This is a genomic window from Streptosporangium sp. NPDC006013 (assembly GCF_040614275.1).
Classification (GTDB): Bacteria; Actinomycetota; Actinomycetes; order Streptosporangiales; family Streptosporangiaceae; genus Streptosporangium.
The window spans coordinates 1-13,853 of the sequence record NZ_JBEXUE010000085.1 but is presented as its reverse complement, the minus strand read 5'-3'; the positions used below and the strand labels follow the sequence as shown (position 1 = coordinate 13,853).

Annotated in this window: 11 protein-coding genes and 1 pseudogene; 7 read left to right on the top strand and 5 right to left on the bottom strand. The window is 69.9% G+C overall.

The features are described 5' to 3' along the window. Window position 1 precedes the first annotated feature (1 nt). The 6 genes from ABZ260_RS15815 (at window position 2) to ABZ260_RS15790 (ending at window position 7,021) form a co-directional block, all read left to right on the top strand. Window positions 2-1,156: a SpoIIE family protein phosphatase gene (locus tag ABZ260_RS15815; RefSeq protein ID WP_355617386.1), complete on the top strand. Its 1,155-nt coding sequence runs from the start codon at window positions 2-4 to the stop codon at window positions 1,154-1,156. Further along, the gene (locus ABZ260_RS15810; protein ID WP_355617383.1) at window positions 1,153-2,766 is read left to right on the top strand and encodes an ATP-binding protein; all 1,614 of its coding nucleotides are present in this window, start codon (window positions 1,153-1,155) and stop codon (window positions 2,764-2,766) included. The genes ABZ260_RS15815 and ABZ260_RS15810 overlap by 4 nt, the downstream gene beginning before the upstream one ends. Next, a complete protein-coding gene (locus tag ABZ260_RS15805) occupies window positions 2,759-3,208 on the top strand; it encodes a response regulator (protein ID WP_355617380.1) in 450 nt (149 codons plus the stop codon). The genes ABZ260_RS15810 and ABZ260_RS15805 overlap by 8 nt, the downstream gene beginning before the upstream one ends. A gap of 361 nt (window positions 3,209-3,569) precedes the next feature. Then, window positions 3,570-4,355, top strand: a complete 786-nt coding sequence (locus ABZ260_RS15800; protein ID WP_350921678.1) for a hypothetical protein — start codon at window positions 3,570-3,572, stop codon at window positions 4,353-4,355. A 9-nt stretch (window positions 4,356-4,364) separates the two neighbouring features. After that, entirely contained in the window at window positions 4,365-6,257 is a 1,893-nt protein-coding gene (locus ABZ260_RS15795; RefSeq protein ID WP_355617377.1) for a fumarate reductase/succinate dehydrogenase flavoprotein subunit, read from the top strand. A 2-nt stretch (window positions 6,258-6,259) separates the two neighbouring features. Continuing rightward, a complete protein-coding gene (locus tag ABZ260_RS15790; protein ID WP_355617374.1) occupies window positions 6,260-7,021 on the top strand; it encodes a succinate dehydrogenase/fumarate reductase iron-sulfur subunit in 762 nt (253 codons plus the stop codon). 192 nt (window positions 7,022-7,213) lie between these two features. On the opposite strand, the gene ABZ260_RS15785 is transcribed toward ABZ260_RS15790, so the two are convergent. The 5 genes from ABZ260_RS15785 to ABZ260_RS15765 all read right to left on the bottom strand — a co-directional run bounded on the left by ABZ260_RS15785 (window position 7,214) and on the right by ABZ260_RS15765 (window position 13,455). Further along, window positions 7,214-8,704, bottom strand: coding sequence for a hypothetical protein (locus ABZ260_RS15785; protein WP_355617371.1), 1,491 nt, complete (start codon window positions 8,702-8,704; stop codon window positions 7,214-7,216). 117 nt (window positions 8,705-8,821) lie between these two features. Beyond that, the gene (locus tag ABZ260_RS15780; protein WP_355617368.1) at window positions 8,822-10,993 is read right to left on the bottom strand and encodes a hypothetical protein; all 2,172 of its coding nucleotides are present in this window, start codon (window positions 10,991-10,993) and stop codon (window positions 8,822-8,824) included. Window positions 10,994-11,100: 107 nt separating this feature from the next. Further along, window positions 11,101-11,499, bottom strand: a complete 399-nt coding sequence (locus tag ABZ260_RS15775; protein ID WP_355617365.1) for a (deoxy)nucleoside triphosphate pyrophosphohydrolase — start codon at window positions 11,497-11,499, stop codon at window positions 11,101-11,103. Window positions 11,500-11,675: 176 nt separating this feature from the next. Continuing rightward, the gene (locus ABZ260_RS15770; protein ID WP_355617362.1) at window positions 11,676-12,773 is read right to left on the bottom strand and encodes a bifunctional lytic transglycosylase/C40 family peptidase; all 1,098 of its coding nucleotides are present in this window, start codon (window positions 12,771-12,773) and stop codon (window positions 11,676-11,678) included. A 13-nt stretch (window positions 12,774-12,786) separates the two neighbouring features. Continuing rightward, window positions 12,787-13,455, bottom strand: coding sequence for a hypothetical protein (locus ABZ260_RS15765; protein ID WP_355617359.1), 669 nt, complete (start codon window positions 13,453-13,455; stop codon window positions 12,787-12,789). A gap of 18 nt (window positions 13,456-13,473) precedes the next feature. Here ABZ260_RS15765 and ABZ260_RS15760 point away from each other — a divergent pair. After that, window positions 13,474-13,853: pseudogene (locus ABZ260_RS15760) on the top strand (hypothetical protein); the annotation flags it as partial.

Here is a 13,853-nt window from a genome sequence, read left to right as displayed (position 1 = left end):
AGTGACCGCCCCCGCCAACGAAACGCTCACGCTTCTTCTTATCGAGGATGACGCGGGCGACGCCTTTCTCGTGGAGGAGCTGCTCGGCGAGGCGGACAACCCACCGAAGATCATCTGGGTGCGGAGCCTGGCCGAGAGCAGGGTCCGGCTGACCTCCGACGTGCAGTGCGTGCTCGTCGACCTCTCCCTGCCCGACGCGACCGGCCTGGAGGCACTGGAGCAGGTGCTCTCGATGGCGCCGCATGCCGCCGTGCTCGTGCTGACCGGCCTGAACGACGCCCACGCCGGTGTGGAGGCGGTCGCCGCGGGCGCCCAGGACTTCCTGGTCAAGCAGGACGTGGAGGGTCGCCTGCTGGCGCGGGCGATCCGCTACGCGATGGAGCGCAAGCGCGCCGACCTGGCCCAGCGCAGGCTGGTCGAGGCCGAACTGCTCACCAAGGAGAACTCCCGCCTCGAACGCGGGCTCCTCCCGGTCCCGCTGCTGACCACGGAGGTTCTGGAACACCACGCCCGCTACCTGCCAGGACGCAGGCGCGCCCTGCTCGCCGGTGACTTCTGGGACACCGTGCAGAGCCCCGACGGCGCCGTCCACGTGGTGGTCGGCGACGTGTGCGGGCACGGTCCCGACGAGGCCGCGCTGGGGGTCGCGCTCAGGATCGCCTGGCGGACCCTGGTCCTGGCCGGGCACACCGGCAACGAACTGCTCGGCACGCTGGAGTCGGTGCTCCGCCTGGAACGCAAGTCGGCGGAGATCTTCACCACCCTGTGCATCGCCACCATCGACCCCGCGCTCAGCCACGCGCGGATGCACGTGGTCGGCCACCCGCCGCCGCTGCTGATCCGCGACGGCGCGATCGGCGTGGTGCCGGGCACCCCCTCGGGACCGCCACTGGGCATCTTCCAGGACGTGCACTGGTCGGAGATCGACGTCGCGCTCGGCGACGACTGGTCGCTGCTGCTCTACACCGACGGGCTGATCGAGGCCACCGTGGGCGGCGGACCCGACCTGCTCGGCACCGAGGGCCTGCTCAGCCTCGTCCAGGAGCAGGGCGGGATCGAACTCGACCGCCTCATCGAGCGCGTCATCGAACTGAACCGCGACGCGCTCAGCGACGACCTGGCGACCGTGCTCATCTCCCGGAACGGAAAACGATGACCGAGCGCTCGGATCGCGGCACCAGTCCCAAGCCCCTGCCCGCGCCCACCCCCGCGAAGGGTTTCGGGAGGCTCCCGGTGGGACGCTGGTTCATGTTCGCCGGGGTGGGCATCGCACTGATCTTCATGGTCTCGGCCGTCGTCACGATCAGGTCGATCGAGGACGCGCGCCAGGCCAGGGAGACCCTAGTGGACGTCATCGACCCGGCGACGCTGCGCACCCTGGAGATCTCCAACGCGCTGACCGCGCAGGAGAGCTCGGTGCGGGCGTACGGCAGGACCAACGAGGACAGCTCCCTGAACGACTACCGGAAGGCGCTCGCCGAGGAGGACGGCGCGATGGCGGCGCTCAGCGCGCTGGTCCCCCGGATGCCGGAGCGGCAGGCGGTCAGCGCCGAGGTGGCCCGGCTGAAGGCCGGCGGAGACGCCTGGCGGCGCGACTACGCGGAGCAGGTCATCGCCTCGGTGCCGACGCTGAAGACCGACGCCGCCCGGCAGAACGCCACGGTCAACGCCACCCGGTTCACCGAGATCCGGCAGTCCCTCTCGGATCTGCAGAGCCACCTGAGCCGGCTGCACGAGATCGGCAGCGCTCAGCTCGACCGCGGCTGGCAGGCCCTCTACATCGCGCTCATCGGGGTGGCCGGGGCACTGGTCGCGGCCGCGATCGTCGCGGCCCTCATCGTGCGCCACGCGGTGCTCCGCCCGCTGGCGGAGCTGAACGAGCAGGTGCGCGCGGTCGCCCAGGGGGACTTCGACCACAAGCTCGGGGTCGAGCACCCCGCCGAACTGGCCGAGCTGTCCGGCCACGTCGACGCGATGCGCCGCCGCATCCTCGCCGAGTGGCACCGGGCCTCGGAGACGCAGCGCAAGCTGGAGGACCAGGCGACGGAACTGAGGCGCTCCAACAGCGAGCTGGAGCAGTTCGCCTACGTGGCCAGTCACGACCTGCAGGAGCCGCTGCGCAAGGTGGCCAGCTTCACCCAGATGCTGGAGCAGCGCTACGGCGACCAGCTCGACGATCGCGCCAAGCAGTACATCGCCTTCGCGGTCGACGGCGCCAAGCGCATGCAGATGCTGATCAACGACCTGCTCGACTTCTCCCGGGTCGGCAGGACGGGCGGCGAGCGCACCGGCATCGACGCCACGGTGCCGCTCAAGGCCGCGCTGAACAACCTCGCCGCGCCGATCGAGGACGGTGGGGCGACGGTGACCTACGACGAGCTGCCCCGGGTGCACGGCAACCGGGTGCAGCTCACCCAGCTCTTCCAGAACCTCATCGGCAACGCGATCAAGTTCCACTCGCAGGATCCGCCGGAGATCCACATCGGGGTGCGGCGCGACGGGGACATGTGGGAGTTCTCCTGCACCGACAACGGCATCGGCATCGACAGTAAATACACCGACCGCATCTTCCTGATCTTCCAGCGCCTGCACGGGCGGGACGTCTACGCGGGCACCGGCATCGGGTTGGCTCTCTGCAAGAAGATCGTCGAGTACCACGGCGGTCGCATCTGGCTGGACACCGAGGACGGCGAACCCGAGAACACCACCAGAACCGGTACGACCTTCCGCTGGACCCTTCCCTCAGGAGAAATCACCGATGAATGACCTGCGCTGGATCGACGTCCTGCTGGTCGAGGACGACCCGGGCGACGTCCTGCTGACCCGGGAGGCGTTCGAGCTCAACAAGGTCCGCAACAAGCTGCACGTGGTCAACGACGGCGAGCAGGCCATGTCCTTCCTCCGTAAGGAGGGCGAGTACGCCGACGCGCCCCGGCCCGACCTGATCCTGCTCGACCTCAACCTGCCCCGCAAGGACGGCCGGGAGGTGCTCCAGGACATAAAGGCCGACGAGAAGCTCCGCGGGATCCCGGTGGTGGTGCTGACCACGTCGGAGTCCGAGGAGGACATCCTGCGCAGCTACCACCTGCACGCCAACGCCTACGTTTCCAAGCCCGTCGACTTCGACCAGTTCATCAGCGTGGTCCGGCGGATCGACGACTTCTTCGTGACCGTCGTCAAGCTGCCCAACTCCGGCCAGCACTACTGACGGCACGCCACGCCCGGCGGCGGGATCTCCCGGTCCGCCGGGTGTCGTCCATCCGGGCGAGATCCCCGCGGGCGGGATTCCCGTGCCCGTTTTCACCGCCCCCGAGACCTCCCTGTGATCGTCCACCTCTTGAGACGTCGCAGGCAGGACACCTCCGCGCGCCAACGTGACAGGAATCACACCTGGCTAGTGAAATTACCAGTGACCTCGCTCACATAACCCCCGGGCTCCGTCGTAACGTATCCCCCACCAACATGCGCGCGCACGTGTGAGCCGGCGCGACCATGGCCCAGCGCGCGGCACAACTGAAACGACCCGGACCCCAAGGCGAGCGGGGTTCGCGGGAGGTGGAGAGGTCTCGATGACCCAGACAACGGCCGAGAGCCCGGCCAGAAGGCAACGTGCGCAGATCAAGGAGCGCACCCTGCGAACCGACCCGTGGTGGCGCTATCCACTGGTCACATTCATCATCTTCACGGCATTCCTCGTCTACGCCACGTGGGCGATCTTCGACGCGAGCTACTTCGTGTCCCCATATCACGCGCCGTTCGCGTCGCCCTGTCTCGCGACGAGCTGCCCGGAGGAGGCGCGACTGTTCGGCCTCGCCCCGTTCGGCGACTGGTACGCCCTGCCCCCGGGACTGCTGATCCTCGGCCTCCCCGCGGGGTTCCGCTTCACCTGCTACTACTACCGCAAGGCCTACTACCGGGGGTTCTGGCTCTCGCCCCCGGCGTGCGGGGTGGCCGAGCCGCACAAGAAGTACACTGGTGAGTCGCGCTTCCCTCTGATTCTTCAGAACATTCACCGTTACTTCTTCTACGCGGCGATCGTCATCGGCCTCGTCCTGGCGTACGACGCGGTGAAGGCGCTGATCGCCAAGCCGACCGGCCTGGGCACGTGGATCCTGATCGTCAACGCGATCCTCATCAACCTGTACACGCTGTCGTGCCACTCCTGCCGGCACATCACGGCCGGGCGCCTGAACCACTTCTCCAAGCACCCGGTCCGCTACCGGGCCTGGGGCATCGTCTCCAAGCTCAACGCCAAGCACCAGGAGCTCGCACTGATCTCCATGTTCAGCGTGATGGGCGCCGACATCTACGTCCGACTGGTCGCCAAGAACATCATTCCCTTCCCGTTCGCATAAGGATCACCAGTGGAAATCGAGCGTCACGAATACGACGTCGTCGTCATCGGCGCCGGCGGAGCGGGGCTGCGGGCGGCCATCGAGGCCCGCCAGCAGGGCAAGCGCACGGCGATCGTCTGCAAGTCCCTGTTCGGCAAGGCGCACACGGTCATGGCCGAGGGCGGCGCCGCCGCGGCCATGGGCAACGTCAACAGCGACGACAACTGGATGGTGCACTTCCGCGACACCATGCGGGGCGGCAAGTTCCTCAACAACTGGAGGATGGCCGAACTGCACGCCAAGGAGGCGCCCGACCGGGTCTGGGAGCTGGAGGCGTGGGGCGCGCTGTTCGACCGCACCAAGGACGGCAAGATCAGCCAGCGTAACTTCGGCGGGCACGAGTACCCGCGGCTGGCCCACGTCGGCGACCGCACGGGCCTGGAGCTGATCCGCACCCTGCAGCAGCGGGTGGTCGCGCTCCAGCAGGAGGACGAGAAGCTCCACGGTGACGCCGAGGCGTACATCAAGGTCTTCCAGGAATGCACGGTGACCCGCCTGCTCAAGGACGGCGACGCCATCTGTGGCGCCTTCGGCTACTGGCGGGAGAACGGCAAGCTCATCCTGTTCGACGCCCCCGCGATCGTGCTGGCCACCGGCGGCATCGGCAAGTCGTACGTGGTCACGTCCAACTCGTGGGAGTACACCGGCGACGGCCACGCGCTGGCCCTGCTGGCCGGGGCGAACCTGATCAACATGGAGTTCATCCAGTTCCATCCCACCGGGATGGTCTGGCCGCCCTCGGTCCGGGGCATCCTCGTCACCGAGTCCGTCCGCGGCGACGGCGGGGTGCTGAGGAACTCCGAGGGCAAGCGCTTCATGTTCGACTACATCCCCGAGGTGTTCAAGGACAAGTACGCCACCTCCGAGGAGGAGGGCGACCGCTGGTACACCGACCAGGCCAACAACCGCCGCCCTCCGGAGCTGCTCCCCCGCGACGAGGTCGCGCGGGCCATCAACTCCGAGGTGAAGGCGGGACGCGGATCGCCCCAGGGCGGCGTCTACCTCGACGTCTCCACCCGCCTCCCGGCCGCCGAGATCATCAGGCGGCTGCCGTCGATGCACCACCAGTTCAAGGAACTGGCCGACGTCGACATCACCAAGGAGGCCATGCAGGTCGGCCCGACCTGCCACTACATCATGGGCGGCGTCGAGGTCGACGCCGACACCGGCGCGGCGGCCGTACCCGGCCTGTTCGCGGCCGGTGAGGTCTCCGGCGGCATGCACGGCTCCAACCGGCTGGGCGGCAACTCGCTGTCGGACCTGCTGGTGTTCGGCCGCCGCGCGGGCATGGGAGCGGCCTCGTACGTGGACGGCCTGTCCGCCCGGCCGAAGATCTCCGAGGAGTCCGTGGCCAAGGCGAGCGCGGAGGCGCTGGCCCCGCTGGAGCGCTCGGGCGAGAACCCGTACGAGGTCCACCACGAGCTGCAGCGGACGATGAACGAGCTGGTCGGCATCATCCGCAAGTCCGAGGAGGTCTCCGAGGCGCTGGAGGCGGTGGAGAAGCTCAAGGAGCGGGCCCAGAACGTCGGCGCGGCCGGCAGCCGGATCTACAACCCGGGCTGGCACCTCGCCCTCGACCTGCGCAACATGCTCCTGGTCTCGGAGTGCGTGGCGAAGGCGGCGCTGCTGCGCGAGGAGAGCCGCGGCGGCCACACCCGTGACGACTTCCCGGTCATGTCCGCCGAGTGGCGGACCAAGATCCTGCGCTGTGCCCTCACCCCGGACGGCTCAGGCATCACGGTCGAGGAGCAGGTCCAGACCGCGATGCGGGACGACCTCATCACGCTGTTCGACCGCGACGAGCTGAAGAAGTACATCACCGAGGAAGAGCTGGCCGCCTTTGACGCGCTGGCCAAGGAGTAACCATGAGTTACAAGGCGAAGTTCCGCGTCTGGCGGGGCGAGGGCGGCGAGGGCAAGCTTGAGGACTTCACCGTCGAGGTGAACGAGGGCGAGGTCGTTCTCGACATCATCCACAGGCTCCAGGCGACCCAGGCCCCCGACCTCGCCGTCCGCTGGAACTGCAAGGCCGGCAAGTGCGGCTCGTGCTCCATGGAGATCAACGGCAGGCCGAAGCTCGGGTGCATGACCCGGATGTCCACCTTCAGCGAGGAGGAGACGATCACCGTGACGCCCATGCGGACGTTCCCGGTGATCAAGGACCTGGTCACGGACGTCTCGTACAACTACCAGAAGGCCAGGGAGATCCCGTCCTTCACTCCTCCGGCCGACGTGAAGCCGGGCGAGTACCGCATGCAGCAGATCGACGTCGAGCGGTCCCAGGAGTTCCGCAAGTGCATCGAGTGCTTCATGTGCAACAACGTCTGTCACGTCATCCGTGACCACGAGGAGAACAAGCCCGGCTTCGCCGGTCCGCGCTTCCTGATGCGGATCGCCGAGCTGGACATGCACCCGTACGACGTGGCCGACCGCAAGGACTCCGCTCAGGAGGAGCACGGCCTGGGCTACTGCAACATCACCAAGTGCTGCACCGAGGTCTGCCCCGAGCACATCAAGATCACTGACAACGCGCTGATTCCCATGAAGGAGCGCGTCGTCGACCGGAAGTACGATCCGCTGGTCTGGCTGGGCAACAAGATCTTCAAGCGTTCCGGCTCGAAGAGCTGACATCTGCACGGCGGCGCCGCCCACGGGGCTCTCCCCGGGCGGCGCCGCTGTGTTTCCCCAGCGTTTCAAGCCCGCGGCCTACCACGGTGCTCAGACGCCCGCGACTTTCTGCAGTGTCTCAGGCCGGCGGCGCGATCAGAGACTCGGGAGAGCCGCGGCCGGCCACGGCGGTGACCGCCGGGCCGGCGGAGGTCAGCTGGAACGGCGGAAGAGACCGCGCTTCTTCTTGCCGGCGTCCTGACCGGGGAGCGGGTAGACCGCCGTCGAGGCCGGCCCCATGGGAGGCTGCTCGCCGGCGTCCGGCCGATTACCGGGGCCACCGTAGGTCCCCGGACCACCGGGGCCGATCAGCGTCGCCGGATCACCGCCGGGGCCACCGTGACCACCGTGAACCGGCGGGCCGCCACTGCCGTGAGCCCCGCCGGCGGGACCCCCGTGGCCGCCAGGGCCGCCAGGGCCGCCTCGGGAAGGCTCCTGCGGGAACGGCGCCCCGGGGAACTCGGGCTGCCCCTGCGGGAAACGCCCCTCGCGAGGCTCGGGGCCGAGGTTCTCCGGCCGGCCGGGCCGGGTACGCTCGTCCGGCCCACCCTGACCCGGAGCGCCCTGCGACTCGGGTCCGAAGGGCTGGAAATCGCCCTGGGGGCGGTCCGGCAGGTTCCGATCATCCTGCGGTTCCTGGCCGAAGGGCTGGGTGCCGTGGAACGCGGCCGCCGAGCCGTCCTGGCCCTCCGGGCCGTAGGGCACCTGCCCCTGGACGGTCTGCCGGCCGTACGGGTCGCCGTGGCCGGTGGCCTGCTGCTCGTAGCCGGGCGGGGGCAGGTACGCCGTCGTCTGCTCGTAGCCGTAGGGGTACTGCCCGGGGGCGTAACCCTCCGGGTAGACCGGAGAGTACATCTGCATCGGGACGAGGCTGATGATCGGCGCGTAGGCCGTGCCGCCCTGGTAGGGGCCGGGAACGAAACCGGGTCCGGCGGCGTAGCCGGGACCGCCGTGATAGGCCATCGGGTCCATCGAATCGACGCGGGGACCCATTCCCCGGGGACCGGCCCGGCGGATGGCCGCGGCGTGGGCCAGGCGGCGCAGCCTGCCCTCGAAGATCAGCACGGCGAACAGCACCAGCAGCACCAGGATCAGCGCCGGGATGCCGAGCTGGCGGCTCAGCGTGGCCCCGTCGAACTCGGCGTTCGCGTTGCGGATCTCGGCCACGGAGGAGCCGGAGGCGTTCTCGTCGAACGTGGCGCTCTCTTGGGGGGTGGGCGTGGCGGCGGGAAGCGTGTCCGACGGGGTACTGGCCGGGAACTGGACCTCCGCCTCCTCGGACGCCGAAGGGCTGGTCTCGGTCTCCGGCGGAGCGATCGGGGCCGTGGTCTCCTGAGCCGGCGGAGCGACCGGCTCCTGCGGGGGCGGGGTCGGGGTCTTCGGGGGCTTCGCCGGAGGGACGGTCACCGTGGTGGTCACGGTCTTCTGCGGGACCGGGGTCTCCTCCGTGCCGCCCCCGGGATCCTCGGTGACCGTGACCGTGACGATCGGCGTGGGTTCCTCACAGGGCCCCGCCGGATCGACGTCACATCCGGGGATGTACGACGGGTCGGCGACCATCGTCCTGACCGTCGCGCCGGCCACGGAGGAACCGGTGAGCGGTGCCACGGCGACCAGGAAGGCACCGCTGATCCCCAAAGACATCACAACGGCGGAGACAGCTGCCCTGAGCCGTGCTCGCGTCACCGGTGCCCTCCGTGCAATCAACCATGAACACGTCAAAGAAATACTAGTTGGGCAAAAGTAACAGTAAATCGCCTTTTACAAAACGTGTCGCGAACGACGGCGGCGCTGGATCCTCCGCTGCAGCCAGAGGAGGCCGATGAGTGCTCCCACCGCTGCTCCCACCGCTGGTAGGCCCCGTACTCCGGTCAGCAGCGGGCTTGACTCGGCGACCGCCTGGACCGGGGTGTCCGGACCGTCGAGATCCTGCGGGAGGGGCGCACCCTGCGGTACCGGGACCTGAGCGGCGGCGGGGAAGGATCCCGCCGGCGGCAACTGGAGCTGGGGCCCGGTTCCGAGACCGGGCTCCGCCACCCCCGCGGAGGCCGGCGGCACCTGCGACGGTATGCCCGGCACCTGCCCCATGGGCAGCGGCGGTACCTGCTGCGGCACCATCGGTGCCTGGCCGCCCGGCACCTGCCCCATGGGCACCTGCTGTCCCGCTCCCGGGAAACCGGTCCCAGGGAAACCGGTCCCTGGGTAGCCCGTCCCTGGGTAGCCCGTCCCTGGGTAGCCGGGACCGACCGGCCCGCCTGCTTCCCGTTGCGGCGCACCGGGCCGGCCGGCCTTCCCCTGCCCGCCTGCCCCCGGATGGCCCGGAAGCATCGGCTGCCCCATCCCCTGCGGCTGCGCGCCGAGCTGACCGGGCTGGACGAGCATGCCCTGACCGAGCTGACCGGGCATGCCCTGGCCTGGCTGGACGAGCATGCCCTGTCCCGGCTTAGCCGGCCGGCCAGGCATGCCCTGACCGGGCTGGACGAGTTGTCCGGCCGGCCACTGGACGGCCCCCGGGTAACCGGGCCCCATCGGCGCCACCACCGGGCGGCGCGCTCCGGGCTTGCCGATCACCGCCTGGCCGCCTGCCGGATAGCCGGGCCCCACGGGCCCGGGCATCGGCCGGCCCGCCCCCTCGCGGCGCGCGGCGGACCGGCAGGCCGCCCGCTGCTTCCTGGACATCTTCCGCCCGGCCGCCCCGCGTCCCGCGTGAGCCCCCATGACCGGATGGTTCCTGCCGTTCTGCCGCTGAAGGAGATGTTCCTCAGGTGTTTTCACCGGCTTCGGTACGACGACGGCCGGGCCATGGCCGGCCACACCGTCACTCGTCTCCGGTGCGGCGCCCGGAACGGCGGCGTCGGCGGGAAGCCGCGTTCCCGGCTGAACCGAGCCCTCGGGAGCCACCGGGGCCGAGGGAGCCACCGAGGTCGAGGGAGCCACCGAGGTCGAGGGCACGGCCGTGCTCCCGCCCATGCCCGTAGTGGAACTGCCGCCCGTACCCGCCACGACCGATCGCGGCACCTCGGGGCCCGACGGCCTTTCCAGAACATCAAAAAGGAACGCCAGCGTGCGCTGCTCGGCCTTCTCCGCCTCCGACGCGCCGGGGGCGATCTTCGGAACCCAGCCCCGCTCCCCGACTGCCTGGGGAGCGTTGAGGACCAGGTCGACGCCACCGAGCGTCTCCACGCCCGCGTGCGGATCCGCGGTCCAGGCCGAGGTGGCATCTCCCAGATAAATCCTGGAAGGGCCGGAGACCTCCGGAGCACCGGAGACGGGCAGAGTCTGCCTGACCTCCCTCTGGGCGTGGGCCGGCTCCGGGCTCCCCGCGGCGTCCCGGATCTGCCGCGTCACCGCGTCCGGCCCCCCGACGGTGTCCCCGGCAGTGCCCCCGACGGTGCCCCCGGCGGTGTCCCCGACGGTGCCCCCGGCGGTGCCCCCGACGGTGCCCCCGGCGGTGCCCCCGATGGTGCCCCGCACCTGCCGGGTCACCACATCCGAGCTCTTGAGCGTGCCCTGCCCCTGCTGCACCGTCTCGCCACCGGGTCCGCGCATCCGGGCCATCGCGGTCAGCGTGATGTCCCGGGGACGCTGCGGCGCGGCGAGCAGCACGTCGACGAGCCCGCCGTCGGCGGGCAGGTCACCGACCGAGCAGACCGCCGTCCCCTTGGGGAGCGGTGTCGCGGGCCTGGTCGCCACCGGGCACTCGATGCTTCTGAGGGCATCGGCGGGGGTCGTCACGACCGCCAGCCGCGCGCCGGTGCCCGGCCCTCCCAGGCGGATGCGGAAGCGGATCACCTCGCCGGTGCGGCTCCACCGCGACCACGTACCGGAGGCGGCGGCCAGGTCGAGGGGCGACTCGACCGGCTCGGCCGGCTGGGCGGCGTACACCCCCGAGGCGCCGCCGAGGATGAGCACCCCCGCTCCGACCGCCGACACGATCCGAGTACCACGCCACCATACGGTCACCGCATATCTCCGTTCCCCGGGTACGGACCCGCGACATCGCCACGTCCAGTAGCAGTTATGTCACGGTGCGGAGTCGATCAATCCTTATTGAACCGACCTTGCCCATCGTTGAGACGACCTTGTACCGCCCGCACGATTGGAAGGTCCGCGGGCAGCCACGCCACGTCGTAGAGCTCGTCCACCTCCAGCCAGCGCAGATCCAGGTGCTCCCTGGTCTCCGGCCTGCCCTCGGCGATCACCGCGAACCAGACCCGCAGGACGTAGCCGCCGGCGAGCGCCCAGTCGCCGCCGACCTGCTCGCCCACCTCGATCAGTACGCCGAGCTCCTCCTGGCACTCCCTGACCAGCGCCGTGTGCTCGTCCTCGCCGGGGTCGACCTTGCCTCCCGGCAGCTCCCAGCCGCCGGCCAGCTCGGGAGGGTCGGCGCGCTGGGCGGCGAGCAGCCTGCCCTGGCCGTCGACGATGGCGGCGCCCACAACGACCTTTTCCGTGACTCCTCCGCTCCCCGAGAAAAGCGGCTGCTCGCTTTCCCCGGCCGAGTTGGGCGATGGTCAAGCCCTGACCGCTTCGAACACAGGAACCGTAACAGGAAGCGATTCACCTGCCGGGTAGGCCAGGCCGTCCCCTTTCCAAACGTGACGCCCCGATTCTGTCAGCCCTGCTCCCTCAACTTGAGTTGCTCCAGGATCTGGGGGTGTTGCAGCGGCCGGGTGAATCCCATGATGTTGGCGCGTTCCCGGTAGGTGGTGACCTTGATCGGCCCGCAGAGCCGGCATCTCGCCTCGATCATCTTGCCCGGCGACACCACCATGCCCACGTGCCCCGGACGGTTCGGGCCGGTGCCGGGACCGGCGTTGAAGAAGACGAGATCCCCCGCCTGCTCCTGCCCCGCGGGGATCTTCACGCCGAACGGCCACTGGACGAACGTGGTGCGCGGGATGGTCAGGCCGACGCTCCGGTAGGCCATGTAGATGATCCCCGAGCAGTCGTAACCGGCGGGCCCCGTACCGCCCCAGATGTAGGGCTTGCCCCGCTGGGCCAGCGCGTACTGCAGGATCCCGGCCACCGTGCCGGTCGGCGCCGCCTCCAGCATGGGTTCGTCGCAGCTGTCGTCCGCCTCGGGCGGGGTGGTGACCTCGCCGTCCTTGGCGTACTTCTTGGCGATCTCCATGACCTGGTCGACGTACCACCAGGCACGGTTGTAGACGAACAACGAACGCCGTACGTTCTCCGGCGCGCCGTTCCGCTTCAGCATCTTCGCCGCGCCTAGGATGGCGTCAGCCGGGTTGTACACGTCGGCCCAGCCGTCTCCGTCGCCGTCGGAGGCGTAGCCGTTGAACGTGGACGGGATCTTGATCTTGGCCTTGCCGCCCCAGGTGCTGATGAGAAACTGCATCGGCCCGGCGGCGCCCGCGTAGTTGACGCCGCTGCGCACGCCGGGGAGCGTGGAGCGGCCGTGGTCGGTCTCGCGCTTGCCGACCCCGGCGAGCACGTTCCACTGCACGCCGACCTTCTGCCCGTGCTCGCGATAGAGCTTCAGATACTCCTCGGGGATGTCGGACGTCGCGGTCTCCGACTCGTCGCCCACCGTCTGGACGTTCTTCCCGCAGTCGGGTTGCGCCTGCCCGGTGATGGAGGGGAACGAGGGAAAACCGCTGATCATCATCATCGGCGCCATGATCAGCGTGATCATGCAGAGTCCGGCGACTCCGAGGACCAGCGCGAGGCGGAGGTGTCTGTTCTCCCTCATGAGGTTCCGCCGTTCATCCGGCCGCGCCGGTCTCGGAAGGCTGTTCGTCTCCCTCCTGGCCGGAATCCGCCGGCTGGAGGTCGTGGACACGCCATTCGGCACCGACCTGGATGAGCGTGACGGCGTACTCCGCGGTCCTCTCGTTCACCCCGCTCTTGGCCGTGACGTTCTGGGTGCCGACGACCACGAACACCACCGAGGCGCTGTTGATCTGCCGGATCTCCTTCACCCGTGCCGCGCCGACCGAGACGACCTCGTCGGCCTTGTTCGCCTCGATGGTGCCCGGCGAGGTGACCGTACGCAGCAGCACCCCGGAGAACTCAGCCGTGGTGTAACCCTTGAGGCGGTCGCCGTAGACCGCCGGGTCCTCGTCGTAGCTGAACGTGCCGTACTCGGCGGTGAAGCGCTGCGCGTAGTCGGCGGCGGCCGCCAGCTCCTGCTTGGTCATCGGCAGGTAGGAGTAGACGTCGAAGGGCGCGTTGCTGGCCGTCGCCTCCGGGCGTGTCGGCTCCGCGACCGGCTCCTGTCCCGATGCCACGGTACGGGTGGCACCCGCGGGCTCTGTCGGGTTCTCCACCCCGCCGCCGCTCTCCGGCCACATGGTCAGGTAGACGCCGACCACCGCGAGCACCGCGACCAGCACCGCGAAGACGGCTCCCCGCCGGTTGCCTCCCTCGGTCAACGTCAGTCCCTGTCCGGGTTGGACGGGCGGAGCCAGAACGGTGGCGGCTCACCGGCATCACCACCGCGCTCCGCTCGCCTGGTTATCCAGAGCGGTGGCGCCTCGGACGACCTGCCCCCGGCGTCCCGGTTCCGCGAACCGCCGGAGGAACTCCGCGAGCCGCCGAAGATGCTCTCGCCCGACCTCGAACCGCCCGAGCCCTTCGACCCCGAGGAGCCACGGGAGGAGCCGCCGTTACGCGACCCCGAGCCGGAGCCGCCTCGCGAGGAGCCGCCGAAGATGCCGCCGCCCGACCGGCCGCCGCCACCCGAGGACGGCGCGGCGGGCCTGACCGCCGAGGGGCCGGACGACCTGCCCGCCGAGGACCCCCCGTTGCCCGAGGAACCGCCTTGCGGCGC

Excerpts from the sequence above, each read along its gene's own strand:
- ABZ260_RS15800 (WP_350921678.1), top strand. The coding sequence starts at position 3,570 with ATGACCCAGACAACGGCCGAGAGCCCGGCCAGAAGGCAACGTGCGCAG.
- ABZ260_RS15810 (WP_355617383.1), top strand. The coding sequence starts at position 1,153 with ATGACCGAGCGCTCGGATCGCGGCACCAGTCCCAAGCCCCTGCCCGCG.
- ABZ260_RS15790 (WP_355617374.1), top strand. The coding sequence starts at position 6,260 with ATGAGTTACAAGGCGAAGTTCCGCGTCTGGCGGGGCGAGGGCGGCGAG.
- ABZ260_RS15805 (WP_355617380.1), top strand. The coding sequence starts at position 2,759 with ATGAATGACCTGCGCTGGATCGACGTCCTGCTGGTCGAGGACGACCCG.
- ABZ260_RS15770 (WP_355617362.1), bottom strand. The coding sequence starts at position 12,773 with ATGAGGGAGAACAGACACCTCCGCCTCGCGCTGGTCCTCGGAGTCGCC.
- ABZ260_RS15785 (WP_355617371.1), bottom strand. The coding sequence starts at position 8,704 with ATGTCTTTGGGGATCAGCGGTGCCTTCCTGGTCGCCGTGGCACCGCTC.